This window comes from Stenotrophomonas sp. TWI1409, from assembly GCF_039673015.1.
GTDB classification, from domain to species: domain Bacteria; phylum Pseudomonadota; class Gammaproteobacteria; order Xanthomonadales; family Xanthomonadaceae; genus Stenotrophomonas; species Stenotrophomonas maltophilia_A.
Genome location: NZ_JBDJKU010000001.1, coordinates 194,340 through 210,520, shown reverse-complemented (window position 1 = coordinate 210,520; position 16,181 = coordinate 194,340). Strand labels below are relative to the sequence as shown.

Sequence of the window (16,181 nt, the reverse complement as noted above, 5' to 3'; positions counted from 1 at the left end):
AACCTTGGTTGGCGCCGTGGTGTATGGGTGCCCACCAAGGTGGGCATCTACCGACTCCACCGCCCATGCACCACCATCGCCAACACCACCACGCCCGCGGCAACGCTGGTGTGACCGGACAGCGCGGCCAGACCGAAACCCACGCCCAACCCGCGCATGGCAAACACGGTACTGAACACCAGCAGTGCCCAGCCAATCGCGCGCAGCTGCTGGGTTGCCTGCGCGCTCAGCACACGACGCAATACGTCCCGCTGATGACGCTCCATCGCCAGTGCCAGGCAGGCGAACGCGGCCAGCGACAACACGAACAGAATGACGTGGATCATGCGCTGGCCTCCGGTGCCGCAGTGCGTGACGCGGCAGACGGCCGTGCACGCTTCACCTTCGGCGCATGCCGCCAGGTGCGCCACGCCAGCAGCGTGTGCAGGGCGGCCAATGCCAGTAGGGTCAGGTCGGTGCCAGCGAATGCCCAGTCGCCCGCGGCCAGCGTGCGCCACAGCGGATGCAGCGTGGTCACCGCAGTCAGCACCGGCAGCAGCGCCAGCAGCAACGCCGCCAGCAGGAACTGTTCGATCCATGCACGCTTGGGTGTGCGCATCGTGGCGTGCACGAACATGGCCGCCCAGGCCAGGAAGAACGCATGCACCTCCCACGCCGCGCGCCCGTCCATGGTGACGGGCAGCAGGCGGTTCGCCCACAGGTAGGCCGCCATCGCCACCGACAGGCCGGCGACGGTGGCGATGTTGAGACGCTCGACCAGGCGGAAGCCGAAGTAGGGGCGCTGCGGATCAGGCAGCTGCGCACGGCGCTTGACCGTCCACAGCACCAGCCCGGTGCCGACCATGGCCGTGCCGGCCAGGCTGACGATGAAGTACAGCCAGCGCAGGGCGGCATCGGCGAAGCGGCCCAGGTGCAGGCCATACAGCACGGCCTGGGTATCGGCGGCAACGCCCGAGTGTTCCTTGATCTGCAGCAGCTGCCCACCGCTGCCGTCGAACAGCAGATAGTTCGGGGTGGTCGAAACACGGCTGGACTGCGCACGCACCACGGCCACGCGTGCGTTCTCGTCGCCGGGATTCTGCACCTGCACGCTGCCCACCGCGCCGGCTCCCCAGCGCTGCTCGGCCTGCTGCACCAGTGCACCGACGTTGGTGAGCGGAGCAGGGTGGCCGGCGGCCTTCTGCGGTGGCAGGAACAGGCGCATCTCGCTGACGACCTCGGCCTGCTGGCGCTTGTCCGGCAGCTTGGCCAGGCCCCACGGCATGTACAGTACCGCCAGCATCACCAGGCCGCTCCAGGTGATCATGAAGTGGAACGGCAGGCCGAGTACCGACAGCGCCGCGTGTCCATCCAGCCAAGAGCGCTGGCCCTTGCCCCAGCGGAAAGTGAAGAAGTCGGCGAAGATCTTCTTGTGGGTGATTACGCCGCTGACGATGGCGACCAGCATGAACATCGCGCACAGGCCGACGATCCAGCGGCCCCACATCGCCGGCATGTAGTGCAGGTTGAAGTGGAAGGCATAGAAGAAGTCGCCGCCGCCGGTGTCACGTGCCTGCAGCGGTGCACCGGTGCTGGCGTCGAACAGGCCCGAGTCGAAGCCATGCCGGCCACGCCCGCCCGGGCTGGCCCACATCGCCGACACCCACGGCATGCGCGTGCTCGGCAGGCTGAGGTTGATCTGGCTGGCCGCAGGCGTGTCGGCCATGATCGCCGTGACGGTACGATGCGCAACCACAGCGGCGTCCGGCAACACGGACGGTGTGGCGATTTCCGGGCGGGTGTAGCGCGAGAGCTCGTCGCGGAAGTAGCTGGCGGTGCCGGTGAGGAACATCGCGTACAGGATCCATCCGGCCAGCAGCCCCACCCAGATATGCAGGTCGGACATGGTCTGGCGGATGCCGCGTGGCTTCGGAGTGCGATCGACCTTGCTCATGCAGCGCCTCCGTTGCCGACCGTCTGTGCGATCAACCACAAGGGCAACGCGACGTGGAGCAGGCCCAGCCACGCGCGCCACGCCGAGCGCACCGCGAACACCCAGACCACAGCGCCGGCATACAGCAGGAAGCTGGCCAGCATGCCGGTGAACACGGCCTGGCGGCCATCAATGGGCAGCGCCAGCGCGGCGATGCTGCATAGCGCGGCGAGCACATAGCCGCCGAACAACGCGGCGACGATGCGTGAGACCAGGGGCAGCCAGGCCAGCACGGAGGCGGTACGGGAAACGGTCAAAGCACTTCTCCAGGGCACCGCGCGCAATGGCGGGGTGCCCTTGAAACGAGGATCAGAAATCGACGGTGGCCGACAGCAGGGCGGTGCGTGGCGTACCCAGCCCCGAGCCGAGGCTGCCCGCCCAATACGCCTTGTTGGTCACGTTCTGCACGGTGGCACGCAGTACCAGCGGATGGCCAGCCGCTTGCGTCGCATAGCGGGCACCGAGATCGAACACGGTGCGGCCCGCCACCCACTGGCTGTTGTCAGCAGTGATATAGCCCTTGGACATACTGACCGCATTGCTGGTGAGGGTGAGACCGGCCACGGCCGGCACGTCCCATTCCACGCCCAGCTTGCCCTGCCACTGCGGCGTGGCCGTCGCCAGCCGGCCCTCGTTGATGCCGCCCTGGGTACGGGTCAGCTTCGGCTGCAGCCAGCCGATGCCACCCAGCACGCGCAGCTGTTCGGTGGCCTGGCCGAACACGGTCCATTCCACGCCTCGGTTACGTTGCTGGCCTCCGAACGAGAAGACATTCGTGGTCGGGTCGGTATAGGAGCTGGGCTTTTCGATCTCGTACACGCTCAATGCGCTGGCCAAGCGGCCGAAGTCGAACTTGGCACCGACCTCGCGTTGGCGGGTCTTGAACGGCGGGAACACGTCGCCAGCGTTGGCGGCGGTGGCCGGGGCGGTGCTGCCCTGGCTCAGGCCTTCGATGTAGTTGGCATACAGTGACAGGCGGTCGCTGGCCTTGAACAGCAGTGCACCGGCCGGGGTGTTGGCGCTGGCGTCGTAGCGTGCGGTGCGCTTGCCTGTGCCGCCATCGAAGGTATCGCTGAGCACGGTCTGGTGACGGATGCCCAGGGTCAGCTGCACACGATCATCGATGAAGGACAGCGTATCGGCGATGCCGAAGCTGGTGGTGCGCACTTCCGCGGTCTTCGGCAGCGACGCATCACTGAAGCTGCGGTCGATGGCAGGGCCCCACTGCGGGGTGTAGATATTGGTTACCCAATCGCGGGCCAGCAGGTTGCGCTTGAAGCCGAACTTCTGGTCGTGCTGGTACCAGGCTGCACTGATCGCCAGCGCGTGATCGACCGCGCCGGTGCGGAAACGCGCCGACAATCCGGCTTCGGCGGTGTCCTTGCTGTAGATGAAGCGTTGGTGGGCGAAGTTGTTGCGGAAGTCGCCGGCGGTGTTGGTGATCAGCGTGGTGGCACTGGCGATGGAGTCGAAATCGGTATGGCCGTGGCCGTAGCTGGCATGCGCCTGCAGGTAGTCATTGATGTCGAACGACCAGCGCAGTGCGGCGGCCTGGTCCTTGACGGTGCTGAAGGTCCAGTCCGGTGCAAACAGGGTGCTGGCTTTCGGCGGGCGGGGCACGGCCAGGCCGGGCGCCAGCGAGGCGCCACGGTTGAGGCCATCCACATGGTCGCGGCTGCTGAACAGGTCCAGCGACACCTGCGAGCGCTCACCACGCCAGTCCAGGCCGAGCGATGCGAGCTGCGTCTTGTGCTGCTGGTGGTCGGTGGCGGTGTCGCCGTCGCGATGCACGGCATTGAGGCGTACGCCGAACTGCTTGTCCGCGCCGAAGCGGCGGCCGACATCCAGGTGACCGCCCCACTGCGCGTCGCTGCCGTAGCTGGCGGTGAAGCGGGTCAGCGGCGTGTCGCCTGCACGCTTGGGTACCACGTTAACCGCACCGCCCACCGAGCCACCGGGCGGCATGCCGTTGAGCAGCGCGGACGGGCCCTTCAGCACTTCGATGCTCTCGGCCAGTTCGGGAGTGACGCGGTAGTAGGGGATCAGCCCGTACAGGCCACCAAAGCCGATATCCGACGAGGCGACACCGAAACCGCGGACGTTGAAGTAGTCGGTGATGCCACCGCTGGAGCCACTGCTGTAGACGCTGGGGTCGGTCAGTGCGATGACCCGCACCAGGTCCGGCGCCTGGATGTTGTCGATGAAGTCGGCGGTGTAGCGGGTGGTGTTGAACGGCGTGTCCATGAAGTCGAGCTCGCCGAGCAGGCCGACGCCGCTGCCGCGCGTGACCTGGCCGCCGGCGTAGGTATCGGTGGGTGCGGTCTTGTCGGCGCGCACGTTCACGGTGGGCAACTGGCGGGCGCCATCGGGTGCATCGTTGGCGTGTGCGGCGGTGGCGATCAGCAGGGTGGGCAGCAACGCCGCACGGGCGGCCAGGGACAGCGCCGAGCGGCGTGGGAGGGGCAGGGTTCGCAGGGGGAGGGACATGGCGGTTCTCGTGTGGTGGGTCGTGCGATCGGCCAGCACGGCGCCGTCTGTGACCTGCAGGGGCAGGACGACGCGGGCTGTGGAATGGCTGGCAGAGGGCACGGCACTGCCGCTGTGGCAGTGCTGCACGCGAGGTGCGTGGGCGATCTGTGGCTGGGTGGAACGAAGCGCGGGGCGCGGATACTGCGGGGTGGATCAGATATCGTCGGCGAGGTCGTCGAGGTCCTGCAGGCCACCGCCGCGTGCCAGCACGCGCTCGTAGTTGCGGCGGCGACGCTGGTCGGTCTCGGTGGTGGTCTCGCCACGTTTCCAGTAGCCGGCCACGGCAACGTCGGCGCGTGGCAGGCCGACCGTTTCGATGAAGTGGCGGCGCAGGGCACGCATTTCCTCGCGCTCGCCGGCCGCCCAGACCGTGCTGCCGGGTTCCAGCCGCAGTTGGCGCGCCTGCTGCAGCAACGGCACGTCACCGGTGGCGAGGCGGAGCACGCGGACACCTTCAATGGCGGGCAGTTCGTCTACCGGGAATGCATCATCCGAGGCGATCCAGGCCTCTGCGCGCAGGTCGGCCGGCCACTGCTGCAGCAATGCAAACAGGGCAGGGATGGCGCTTGGGTCGGCGAACAGGAGGGCGCAGGTGCCCTCGCGCTGCGGTACCTGCAGATGGTGGCGCGGTCCGGTCAGATCGAAGGCATCACCGGGGCGCAGCGCACGTACCCAGGCCAGCATCGGCCCCGGCGCCTCGTGCAGCACTACGTCCAGGGTGAACTGGCGGGTGTTGGGATCGAGGCTGCGCACGGTGTAGATCCGTGACACATCGCCGAACGTGGCGCCGAGCTGGATGCGCACGGCGGTGTTGGCACGCTGCCAGGGCGCGAGTTCTGCATGTTCCGGCAGCTGGACCACGAGGCGCAGCAGGCTGGCGCACGGCTGTGCAACCGCGACCACCTGGACCTGCAGCGCCTGCAGGCCGCGATCATGGTCGGCGCCGCGCAGCGGCCCGGCCGGGGTGATTGAAGTGGGGGACGCGGACATCGACAACGATCCTGGACACTGCAAATGCGAATTAGTTACATCATAGTAAACTAAATTGATCGTGCCGCAACCGGGGCCTGTCCACGGACCGCAGCGACGCGTTGACCACGGCGTCGCTGCGGACCACCATGACGGCCCTTGCCCGCGCACCGCGCAGGAACCGTTACCGCATGGCTGCACCGAAAAAGACCGCTGCCCGTGGGCGACCGCCCACCATCACCCGCGAGCGCATCGCCGACGCCGGCATTGCCATGACGCTGCCGGGGCTGAGCTTCGTGGGCGTGGCGGCGGCGCTGGGGGTCAGCCACATCGCGCTGTACAAGCATGTGGCGAATCTGGCGGCACTGCGCGAGCTGGTGGCCGAGGCGATCTTCGAGCGTTGGCAGGCACCGGCACTGGATGCCGCTGGCCGGCGCAGCATCGAGGAGGATCTGCGTGCGTTCCAACGTTCACTACGGACTCTGGTGGACGGGAATCCGGGCCTGGCGCCGTTCCTGGTCAGCCACGGCGCGAAGACACCGGAGATGCTGGCGCGCATCCAGCGCCACCATGCCGAATTCAGCCGCGTGCATGATCTGCCGCTCGAGCAGGCGGCGTGGCTGCTGTCGACCGTGGCCTATCACGCCGTGGCGTTGGCCGACACCGTGTACTCACGCCATGCGGTGGTGGATACCACGCGACGCCCGCTGGATCGGAAGGCGCAGGAGGCCGAGTTCGACCGCAGCATGGAAGCGTTGATCATCGGTGCATTGGCGATGTGCGGGCGCACGGCAGGCGCGAGGTAACCGCCAATCCTGGTTGGCACCGTTGCCCCGGTAGTCGCCAACCTTGGTTGGCGCCGCGATACATCGTTGCCCACCAAGGTGGGCATCTACCGGTCAAGCGGCATCCTTGCGCTCCGCATCTTCCATGCCCGGGCTGATGCGGCGGCCGATGTCCTTCGGCGAGGTAACCGCCAATCCTGGTTGGCACCGTTGCCCCGGTAGTCGCCAACCTTGGTTGGCGCCGCGATACATCGTTGCCCACCAAGGTGGGCATCTACCGGTCACGCGGCGTCCTTGCGCTCCGCATCCTCCATGCCGGGGCTGACGCGGCGGCCGATGTCCTTCCGCGAGGTAACCGCCAATCCTGGTTGGCACCGTTGCCCCGGTAGTCGCCAACCTTGGTTGGCGCCGCGATGTGTCGGTGGCCCACAAAGGTGGGCATCTACCGGTCAAGCGACATCCTTGCGCTCCGCATCTTCCATGCCCGGGCTGACGCGGCGGCCGATGTCCTTCAACCGCGCCAGCTGATCCACCATCGACGGTGCATCATCCAGGCTGCCGACGAACGTCCACAGGTAGGTCATCACCGCGTACACATGGCCCGGGGTAACCCCGTCGGTGGTGGCGAGACGGCCGATGGTCAGCGCGAACAGCACCGCTGCCGCTGCACCAACGACCACGAAGGCACCGGCTTCGCGATCGGAGAGCAGGATGCGCAGTCGCGACAGCGTGGTGTAGTGGCGACGCAACACCGAGGGGCTGACCCGGTCAACCAGGCGGATTTCATGTTCCAGCCGGTTGTTCAGGCGTCCATGCAGCTGCTCGTTGCGGCGTGCGAACGACGGCATCAGCAACACCGCTCCGAGCAAGGCGATCAGGCTCGCGGCGCCCACCAGCGGTTCGATCACCAGCAGCATCACCGCCGCACCAAACATTGATACGAGCGCGGTGGCGATGATCGGCACGTGCTTTTCGAAGAAGTCGACGAACTCACGGGCCAGCACAACGCGTGCGGCCGAGGTGGAGGTGGCGTGGCCCAGCCTGCGCTGCGCCTGCACCACGTTCACCGCCAGGTCGGCATAGATGCGGGTGAAGGTACGGGTATCGACCGCACGGCGGGCAGCACCGACCAGCCAGAACAGCAGCACCACGCCGGCGTAGGAGATTGCGTGGCCGATGTTGCCGCGGATGATCGCGTCCACCGCGAAGCCGGCAAACAGCGGATAGGCCAGCAGCAGCGCATTTTCCAGCGCCACCAGCGAAAAGGTGCCGGTGAGCTGCCACGGATAGGTTCGCAGGATGGCCTTGAGCGTGGCGGCCGCGTTCTGCTGGCCGATGCTGCCGGCGGCGGCCGCCGGATCGTGTGGGGGTTTCATGCGGGTGCCTGGGTGGGTCGGAGTCAGAGCAGGGGACGGATGCCTGCCATCTCCCGGATCGCGCCCAGTATCTGCAGCCCTTTGGAGAAGGCATGGAGGGACGATGGAGATTGCGTGGAGAAACCGGCGCCGTTCAGCGATGCGAATGTCCACCAAGGTGGGCCGCTACCAGGGCAGTGTCTACCGCCTCAACGGCGGGCATGCACCGGCCAGCGGATTTCGAAGGCACTGCCACCACGTTCGGTGGCCCGGCATAGCGCTGTTCCGTGATGGGCCACGGCAATCGCACGCACCACCGCCAGGCCAAGCCCGGAGCCACCACTCTGCCGCGAGCGGGAAACATCCGTGCGCTGGAAGGCTTCGAAGATGCTGTCGCGAAGGTCGTCCGGCACACCGGGGCCGCCATCTTCCACCGTGACGGTGCAATGGCCTTCGGCCAGCGTCACGTACACCCGCAGCGGGCAGGGAATGGCATGGCGTCGTGCATTCTCCAACAGTGCCAGTACTGCCTGGCGGATGCGTGCAGGATCGCAGTCGGCCAGCGAAGGTCGTGCGTCCAATGTCACCGAGAAACCACTCTCGGTCAGTGCCTCGGACATCGCTTCAACCACCGCGGCCACCTGCACACTGACATCGCTGCGCTGCAGGCGCAGATCCAGGTGGCCACTCTCGGCCAGGCTGACCACGCGCAGGTCCTCGATGATGCGGGTCAGGCCTTCCAGCTGGGTGAGCATGCTGTTGAACTGCTCAGGCCCCGGCTCGAACACGCCTTCGGCGATGCCCTGCAGGCGGCCGCGCAGGATGGTCATCGGCGTGCGCAGTTCATGCGCGATCGCCGCGTTCCAGAACACCCGGTTCTCCGACATCCGGCTCAGCCGTTCTGCCATGGAGTTGAAATCGCTGACCAGCGTGGCCGCTTCGGCCATCGTGGTATCACCACCGCGCGCACGAGCTTCCAGATCGCCACTGGCGACCCGGCGGAGGCTTTCGGCCACAGAGTTCAACGGCGTGATGATGCGCCGGGTCAGGCGCGAGGCAACCAGCGTGGCGAAGATGACGACCACGGTGGCGGTCAATCCGATCCACAGCCATTCCAGCCCGGACGGCATGATCGTTTCCGGCTCGTCGTACCAGCGCGGATAGAACACCTCCATGAGGTAATAGAACAGGTAGAAGCCGCTGATCGACAGCACCGTCGAACACAGCGAGGCCACCGTGATGGACAGCGTGATCTGGCGTCCGATGCTCTTGCCTTTGGGGTTCATCATTCAGTCCAGGAAGCGGTAGCCGACGCCGCGGATGGTGGCGGGAATGCCGATCACGCCGACATCCTCCAGCTTGCGCCGCAGTTTGCTGACATGGCTGTCGACGGTGCGTTCCTGCGCGTCGCCCTCGGGCAGGCAGGCATGCAGGAGATCGGCCCGCGCATGCACCTGCCGTGGCGCACGCGCCATGTGCACCAGCAGCCGGAACTCGGTGAGGGTGAAGTTCAGCTCGTGCACCTGCTCGCCATGGCGCACGGTCACCTCGTGGCTGCGCAGGTCGATCTCGAAGGGCCCTTGGCGGATCAGCCCGTTGGGCGCTTCGACCAGGGGCCGGGAACTCCGGCGCAGCACGGCCTGGATGCGGGCGACGATCTCGGCCGGATTGAACGGCTTGGCCACGTAGTCGTCGGCGCCCACGCGCAGGCCGGTCAGCTTGTCCACGTCCTGGTCGAGGGCAGTGAGCATGATGACCGGGGTGTTGCCGATCCGTCGCAGTTCGCTCAGCACCTGCCAGCCATCCAGTTTTGGCATCTGCACATCCAGCAGCACCAGGTCCGGACGCAGTTGGCGGTGGCTGGCGAGTGCCGCCTCCCCGTCGGCGGCGCGGGCGCTGCGCAGGCCGGAACGGGCCAGGTAGGCACTGAGGATGTCGGCGATTTCGCCCTCATCTTCGGCAATCAGCACCAAGGGTGCCTGTCGGGTACGGAGATCGTTCATTGCGTGATGCGGGTTCGGGGCAAGGGTGGGCAAGGGCGGGATCTGGGGCAGGGTCATCGTCGGCACTGCATGTCCTGCGCCTCTTCGTTGGCAGCCCAGGCCAGGGTGGCCAGCACCAGCGTGCGCTGCAGGCTGGGTTCCACTGCACCTGGGCCGCGCAGCTGCTGCAGCACCAGGGTGGACACCGCCGCCGGCAGCTTGCTCCAGCGCGATGCCATGGGGGTGGTGTTTACCCGGGCCTGCAGCCGCGAGGCCATGCCCAGGATGGCGCGCAGGCGCAGTGCCAGCAGGGCGACGATCGCGAGAGTGGCAAGGGCGACCAGTAGATGCAGGGTGACGTCGGCGACCGGGTGCGTTGCCGCCCAGACCGCCAGACCAATCAGCGCCAGCGACGCGAGAGCGCCGGAACGGCCGGTGCCACCGGGCCCATCGCTGCGGAACCCCACCAGGGCGGCGGCCCCGAAGCCCGCCAGCAGCGGGGGTAACGGATCCGGCGCGGCCAGCATCCAGCTGGTGGTCGATGCCAACACGACGGCGATCAACCACGGCGAAGGCGCACACCACGCCAGGTAGGCACGGCGCACATCGATGGGTGGCAGGTCTGGATGGGAAAGGGACACGGCAGGCGGGCAGTCGGCGAGGCCGACGAGGCTAGCGACCGTTGATGGAGACTCGGTCGAGATTGTGTCGAGATTGCGTGGACGCAGGCTGCAGCATTCAGGCGCGGGGCTGGTGCCTGAACGGCTGCCGCGCCTCCATGCAATCTCCACAGTGGCTCCAAGAAACGTCCATCCGCGGCTTCCAGACTGCGGTTTCGGCGGTCGCATTGGGCGACTGCACGCAGCCGGGCGTTTCGATGAGCAACCGCAGGACCTGGATCATTGCCGCTACGGTGGCCACATTGGCCGCCGGCGCTGGATGGTGGGCGTTCGCCGGCGGCGATGATGCCGCGCTGATCACTGCGCCGGCAAGGGTGGCAGATCTGGAGAAGACCGTACAGGCGGTCGGCCGGGTCCATCCCAAGGAGCTGGTGGCGGTGGGTGCGCAGGTGTCCGGCCAGGTCAAGCGCCTGCATGTGGTGCTGGGCCAGCGCGTACAAGCCGGTGATCTGATCGCCGAGGTCGATTCGCAGCCGCAGCGCATCGCACTGCGCAGCGCCGAGGCGGCTACCAATACGCTGCGTGCCCAGCATGCCGCCAGCGAGGCCCGCTATGCGCAGGCCAGTCGCGCTTACCAGCGGCAGTCGCAGCTGGTGGCGTCGCGCCTGGTGTCACAGGAAGGTTTCGAAGCCGCACGCGTGGCACGCGATGCGGCACGCTCAGAGGTGGCCGCGCTGCAGGCGCAGATCGACCAGGCCGTGACCCAGGTCGAAACCGCACGGATCAACCTGGGCTATACCCGCATTGTGTCGCCCAGCGACGGCTACATCGTGGCCATCGTCACCAAGGCCGGGCAGACGTTGAACTCGATGCAGACCACGCCGACCATCGTGATGCTGGCGCAGATGGATACGATGACCGTGCGCGCCGAGATCGCCGAGGCCGACGTCGAGCTGGTGGCACCGGGGCAACCGTTGTGGTTCTCGACACTGGGGCCGAGCGGCCGCCGCTATGAATCCCACCTGCAGCAGCTGGAACCGGCGCCGTCCTCGATTGCCGACGTCGCCACCGGCAATGCGGGTGGCTCTGCGCAGACGCCGAAGGCGGTGTACTACGCCGGCCTGTTCGACGTGGCCAATCCCGGCCTGAAGCTGAAGCCCTCGATGACGGTGAAAGTGACCCTGCAGCTGGCGCGGGTCGCCAACGCGCTGCAGGTGCCATTGACGGCGCTGGCCGATTCGGATGGCAAGGACGGCAGCCGTGGAACCGTGCGCGTGGTCGATGCCAAGGGCCGCCCCCAGGAACGTGCGGTGACGACCGGCCTGCGCACCGCCACCGCCGTGCAGATCCTGTCCGGCCTGCGCGAGGGCGAGAACGTGGTGGTCGGCCAGGCGCCCAGCGGCGGCGAATCCGAACCGACCAGCCTGCTGGGGATGTGAGCATGGCCGACGCACTTCTGGAACTGCATGGCGTATCGCGCGCCTATCGCTCGGCCGCCGGCGAGGTGGTGGTGCTGAAGGACGTTTCGCTGCGCATCGATGCCGGCGAGTTCATCGCCATCATCGGCCCCTCGGGCTCGGGCAAGTCCACGCTGATGAACATCCTTGGCTGCCTGGACCGGCCGACCGAGGGGAGCTATCGGGTGAACGGCGAGGCCACCGAGCAGATGGCGCCGGACGCGCTGGCACGCCTGCGCCGCGAGCATTTCGGCTTCATCTTCCAGCGCTACAACCTGATGGAGAACCTGAGTGCCACCGAGAACGTGGCGCTGCCGGCAGTCTATGCCGGCGTGGAGGCGGACGTGCGCACTGCCCGTGCACGCACGCTGCTGGAAACGCTGGGGCTGGGCGAACGCATGGCGAACCGGCCGAGCCAGCTGTCCGGCGGCCAGCAGCAGCGCGTGTCCATTGCCCGTTCGCTGATGAACGGCGGCGCGATCGTGCTGGCCGATGAACCCACCGGCGCGCTCGATCACGCCAGTGGTCAGCAGGTGATGGCCGAGCTGAAGCGCCTGCATGCACAGGGCCACACGGTGATCCTGGTGACGCACGATGCAGCGATCGCCGCCAACGCGGCGCGGGTGATCGAGATCGCTGACGGCCGGGTGGTGGCCGACCGCGGCGAGCGGGGATCGCGTGCTGCGGCTGAAACTCCCGGGACCGAACGCGGCGCGTCGCCGGTCACCGAGCGCCGCGCACGCATGGACGCAGTTCGCGAAGCCGCGCGCATGGCCGTGCGCTCGATGCTGGCCCATCGCCTGCGCACGCTGCTGACCATGCTCGGCATCATCATCGGCGTAGCGGCCGTGGTGACTGTGGTTGCGCTGGGCATGGGTGCACAGGCGCAGGTCGAATCACAGATCAACGAACTGGGCGCCAGTACGCTGGAGATCTTCCCGGGCTCGGATTTCGGTGACCCGCGCTCGGCGGAGATCGAGACGCTGGTGGTGGGCGATGCGCACCATCTTGCGGCATTGAGTTACGTGGACAGCGTAAGCCCGAACCTGAGCGGATCGGTGGCAGCGCTGCAGGGCAACCGGCGTGCCAACACCCAGGTGCTGGGCGTGGGGGCCGACATGCCCCGCGTGCGTGGGCTGCGGCTGAAGGCCGGCCGCTTCTTCACCGACGCCGAAGTCCATGCGCACCGTGCCGTGGGCGTGGTCGACCAGAAGGCCGCCAAAGCGCTGTTCAGCGACAGCCCGATTGGCAGCACGGTGCTGCTGGGCGGCATGCCGGTGGAGGTGATCGGTGTGGTCGGGGCCAATGCGTTCGCTGGCGGTGCAACCCCGACGGTCTACGTGCCGTATACCTCGGCGGCCTCGCGGCTGCTGGGCAGCGAGCGCCTGGAGAGCATCACGGTGCGTGTGCGCGACGACGTGCCCACCAACGCCGCCGAGGCCTCGCTGGGGGCCGAGCTGGAGCGGTTGCATGGCCGTCGTGACTTCTTCATCTACAACGCCGACCAGATCCGCAAGGCGGTGATGAAGTCCAGCCAGACCATGGCCGCGTTGGTTTCGGCGATTGCGGCGGTGGCGCTGGTGGTCGGCGGGGTGGGGGTGATGAACATCATGCTGGTCTCGGTGAAGGAGCGCGTGCGCGAGATCGGCGTGCGGCTGGCGGTGGGCGCGCGGCAGGGCGACATTCTGCGCCAGTTCCTGATCGAGGCCGTGCTGATCTGCCTGTTCGGTGGCGTGCTGGGGGTGCTGTTTGCATTCGGCGTGGGTGCGCTGTCCAGCCTGCTGTCGCTGGGTGTGCCGTTCCTGTTCACGGCGGGCCCGGTGCTTGCCGCGCTGGCGTGCTCGTCTGCGATCGGGCTTGGCTTCGGCTACTTCCCGGCGCGCAGCGCGGCACAACTGGACCCGATCCAGGCGCTGGCAGCGGAGTAGGCGCAGGCCCGGTGCAGGCATTTGTGGAGCCGAAGGCAACGGCAGGAGCCGTTGCCTTTGGCTCCACAGGAGCAGCCTCAGGATGAGGGGCGCGGATGCGTGCGCACGCGTGCACGCTCGCGATACAGACGGCTGTCGGCGCGCTGCAGGGTGTCGGCCACCGTCTCGCCGGGTGCGTGGTGGGTCGCGCCCAGCGAGAAGGGTGTGGGTGACTGCCCGGCATGCTGCGCATACCACTGCTCCAGCGTGGCCAGCCGTCCCGGTTCCGGTGCAGTCAGCACCACCATGAACTCGTCGCCACCCATACGCACTACGCTTTCCATTGACCCCAGTGGAGCGCGCAGGAAGGCGGCGAACTCGACCAGCACCGTGTCACCCCGTGCATGGCCCTGGGTGTCGTTGATCTGCTTGAAATGATCCAGATCGAACATCAGGCAAGCCCAAGGCTGGTCGATCAGTTCGTCCAGGCGGGGCAGGAAGCGGCGGTTGTAGCTCTGGGTGAGGGGATCCTTGAAGGACATCTCGCGCAACTGCTGTTCCTGCATCCGCAGTGCGGTGACGTCCTGCGCATGGCCGAGCACGTAGGGTGGGGTGGCCTCGTTGTCGAGCACGTTGTGATACGCCCAGAAATGCCGGGTACCATCGGCGGCGATCAGCTCGATGACGCCGGCATCGGTGTGGTTGACTGCGATGCGTTCCAGATACGCCTTGAACGCGGCCCGCTTCTCCGGCGGCATCAGGTCGCACAAGCTGCGCCCGATCATGTAGCTCTCATCGAAGCCCAGTGACTGCACGGCCGCTGGGTTCACCGAGGTCAGCACGCCCTCCAGCGTGTGGGTGCAGATCAGGCCAAGGCTGTAGTGGAACAACCGCCGGTAGCGGGTTTCGCTTGCTTCCAGTGCATCCAGCGCGGCGCGCTCCTCGGTGATGTCCTGTATGGCCCCGACCAGCCGCGGCCGGCCATCGACCTGCTGCCGGCCTCCAACCACGCGGGTCCAGATGGCTCGTCCGTCGGCGGTGGTCATCGGCAGCTGCACCTCCCACGACGTGCCTTCATCGATGCAACGCTGCACCGCCGTGCGGATGATGTTTCGGCTGTCCTCGCGATAGAACGAGAGCGCAGTTTCGAGCGTCGGTTCGAAGTTGCTGCGCACGCCGTGGATCTGCTTGGTTTCGCGGGTCCAGCGGACCTCGTTGCTGACCAGGTCCATTTCCCAGCCACCCACCCGGGCCGCGCGGTTCGTGCGCTCCAGGAAGTCCTCGCTGCGCTTCAGCTCACGATGCAGGGCCTTGGCCTGGCCGACCTGGGCCATCAGCGTGCTGCGCTGCTCCAGCACCTGGGTGGTGACCCGGGCCAGATGCACCATCAATTCGCGCTGCGAGGGAGACAGAACGCCCGGCATCGGGTCGAGCAGGCACAACGTTCCAATGCGAGCGCCGTGCGCCGAGCCCAGCGAGATGCCGGCGTAGTGGCGGATGCGCGGGCCGCCGGTCACCAGCGGGTTGGTGGAGAATCGCGGATCCTGGCGCGCGTCCGGAACTTCGAACAGCTCATCCTGTTGGATCGCATGCGTGCAGAAAGAAATCTCGCGTGCGGTCTCGCTGACACCTTCCAGCCCGATGTTGGCCTTGAACCACTGGCGCTCGTCGGCAACAACTGAAATCAGAGCCATGGTCATGCCGGTAGCGGCACGCGCGGCGGCGACGATCGCATCGAAAACGGGCTCTGGCGGTGTATCGAGCAGATGCAGGCGGTCGAGTTCAAGCAGTCGTTCGGCTTCGTCCATGGCGCGTTTCAAGGCTGGGGGGCGAGGGCGGCTTCGGCGGCTGTCATGCACCACGCTAGTGCGTAGCGCGTTATGTATCGCCACGACGGGGTGACGCCGACGTGACGCGTCCCGGTCAGGGCTTGCGGGGCCCGCGCGAGGGGCGCACCGAAACGTGACGGTGGTCGCGAACATGCCAACGCCAGGGAAAGTCCACCGCACGGGTGATGCCGATGCGGGGCCCGACCACCGGATCCTCGGGGGGAGGCACGCCATCGCAGGCAATGACAATGCCGTGGCTGCCGGTCACCAGGTCTGCGCCATCGAAGCCGCGGTCCAGCCCGAAGGCCTGCGAGAGCTTGCCGGGGCCGCTGGCCAGATCATGGTCACGTCGGGCCGCCGGGCGCAGTTCGCGCATTCGTTCCAGCCCCGCCATCGGCTCGGCGGCCCGCAGCAGGACGGCGACGCCCTCGCCGATTTCGCCGCAGACCACGTTGCTGCCCCAGTGCATGCCGTAGGTGAAGTAGACATACAGATGGCCGGCCTCACCGAACATGCTGGCGGTGCGTGGCGTCTGCCCGCGATAGGAGTGCGCGGCCGGATCGATGCTGCCGGCATAGGCCTCGACCTCGACGATGCGCGCCGCGCGACCATCGTTGCGTACCAGCAGCTTGTTGAGCAGCTCGGGCGCAACGTCGGTCGAAGGGCGCTGGTAGAAGCGGCGCGGAAGGATCTGCAGTGAAGCGGGCAACCAGTCCGGCACGGTAGTGGCAGGCTCGGGTGAAAGACGGTGGCACTGTGGCATCGGTCAGGTGAAA

The 16,181-nt window shown here is 67.3% G+C and carries 14 protein-coding genes; 3 read left to right on the top strand and 11 right to left on the bottom strand.

Going from position 1 to position 16,181, the window contains the following annotated elements; all coding sequences use genetic code 11:
* Positions 1 to 47 precede the first annotated feature (47 nt).
* From ABE423_RS01000 to ABE423_RS00980, 5 genes are all read right to left on the bottom strand, one after another.
* Entirely contained in the window at positions 48 to 326 is a 279-nt protein-coding gene (locus ABE423_RS01000; RefSeq protein ID WP_125894829.1) for a DUF3325 domain-containing protein, read from the bottom strand.
* Positions 323 to 1,933 carry a PepSY-associated TM helix domain-containing protein gene (locus ABE423_RS00995; protein ID WP_346484638.1) on the bottom strand — a complete coding sequence of 537 codons (1,611 nt, stop codon included), beginning with the start codon at positions 1,931 to 1,933 and terminating at the stop codon, positions 323 to 325. Before ABE423_RS00995 ends, ABE423_RS01000 begins: the two co-directional genes overlap by 4 nt.
* Positions 1,930 to 2,229, bottom strand: a complete 300-nt coding sequence (locus ABE423_RS00990) for a DUF3649 domain-containing protein (protein ID WP_346484637.1) — start codon at positions 2,227 to 2,229, stop codon at positions 1,930 to 1,932. Before ABE423_RS00990 ends, ABE423_RS00995 begins: the two co-directional genes overlap by 4 nt.
* A 52-nt stretch (positions 2,230 to 2,281) precedes the next feature.
* The gene (locus ABE423_RS00985) at positions 2,282 to 4,459 is read right to left on the bottom strand and encodes a TonB-dependent siderophore receptor (RefSeq protein WP_346484636.1); all 2,178 of its coding nucleotides are present in this window, start codon (positions 4,457 to 4,459) and stop codon (positions 2,282 to 2,284) included.
* Positions 4,460 to 4,654: 195 nt separating this feature from the next.
* Positions 4,655 to 5,491 (bottom strand): siderophore-interacting protein, encoded by an 837-nt coding sequence (locus ABE423_RS00980; protein ID WP_346484635.1) that lies wholly within the window; start codon positions 5,489 to 5,491, stop codon positions 4,655 to 4,657.
* Positions 5,492 to 5,661: 170 nt separating this feature from the next.
* On the opposite strand from ABE423_RS00980, the gene ABE423_RS00975 reads away from it, so the two are divergent.
* Positions 5,662 to 6,276, top strand: a complete 615-nt coding sequence (locus tag ABE423_RS00975; protein WP_125894821.1) for a TetR/AcrR family transcriptional regulator — start codon at positions 5,662 to 5,664, stop codon at positions 6,274 to 6,276.
* A 428-nt stretch (positions 6,277 to 6,704) separates the two neighbouring features.
* On the opposite strand, the gene ABE423_RS00970 is transcribed toward ABE423_RS00975, so the two are convergent.
* From ABE423_RS00970 to ABE423_RS00955, 4 genes are all read right to left on the bottom strand, one after another.
* On the bottom strand, positions 6,705 to 7,631 hold the full coding sequence (locus tag ABE423_RS00970) for an ABC transporter six-transmembrane domain-containing protein (RefSeq protein ID WP_346484634.1): 927 nt from the start codon (positions 7,629 to 7,631) through the stop codon (positions 6,705 to 6,707).
* Positions 7,632 to 7,819: 188 nt separating this feature from the next.
* Complete coding sequence (locus ABE423_RS00965; RefSeq protein WP_121503630.1) at positions 7,820 to 8,896, bottom strand: ATP-binding protein; 1,077 nt, start codon at positions 8,894 to 8,896, stop codon at positions 7,820 to 7,822.
* 3 nt (positions 8,897 to 8,899) lie between these two features.
* Complete coding sequence (locus ABE423_RS00960; RefSeq protein WP_050509761.1) at positions 8,900 to 9,613, bottom strand: response regulator; 714 nt, start codon at positions 9,611 to 9,613, stop codon at positions 8,900 to 8,902.
* Between the two features lie 53 nt (positions 9,614 to 9,666).
* Positions 9,667 to 10,233 (bottom strand): hypothetical protein, encoded by a 567-nt coding sequence (locus ABE423_RS00955; RefSeq protein WP_180837232.1) that lies wholly within the window; start codon positions 10,231 to 10,233, stop codon positions 9,667 to 9,669.
* A gap of 236 nt (positions 10,234 to 10,469) precedes the next feature.
* On the opposite strand from ABE423_RS00955, the gene ABE423_RS00950 reads away from it, so the two are divergent.
* Both ABE423_RS00950 and ABE423_RS00945 read left to right on the top strand, forming a co-directional pair.
* Positions 10,470 to 11,651 (top strand): efflux RND transporter periplasmic adaptor subunit, encoded by a 1,182-nt coding sequence (locus ABE423_RS00950; RefSeq protein WP_346484633.1) that lies wholly within the window; start codon positions 10,470 to 10,472, stop codon positions 11,649 to 11,651.
* A gap of 2 nt (positions 11,652 to 11,653) precedes the next feature.
* The gene (locus ABE423_RS00945; protein ID WP_346484632.1) at positions 11,654 to 13,597 is read left to right on the top strand and encodes a MacB family efflux pump subunit; all 1,944 of its coding nucleotides are present in this window, start codon (positions 11,654 to 11,656) and stop codon (positions 13,595 to 13,597) included.
* Positions 13,598 to 13,674: 77 nt separating this feature from the next.
* Here the strand turns inward: ABE423_RS00945 and ABE423_RS00940 are convergent, their stop codons facing one another.
* Together ABE423_RS00940 and ABE423_RS00935 are read right to left on the bottom strand one after the other, a co-directional pair.
* The gene (locus ABE423_RS00940) at positions 13,675 to 15,384 is read right to left on the bottom strand and encodes a PAS domain S-box protein (protein WP_346484631.1); all 1,710 of its coding nucleotides are present in this window, start codon (positions 15,382 to 15,384) and stop codon (positions 13,675 to 13,677) included.
* Between the two features lie 115 nt (positions 15,385 to 15,499).
* Positions 15,500 to 16,126 (bottom strand): DNA-3-methyladenine glycosylase, encoded by a 627-nt coding sequence (locus ABE423_RS00935; protein WP_125894809.1) that lies wholly within the window; start codon positions 16,124 to 16,126, stop codon positions 15,500 to 15,502.
* Positions 16,127 to 16,181 lie beyond the last annotated feature (55 nt).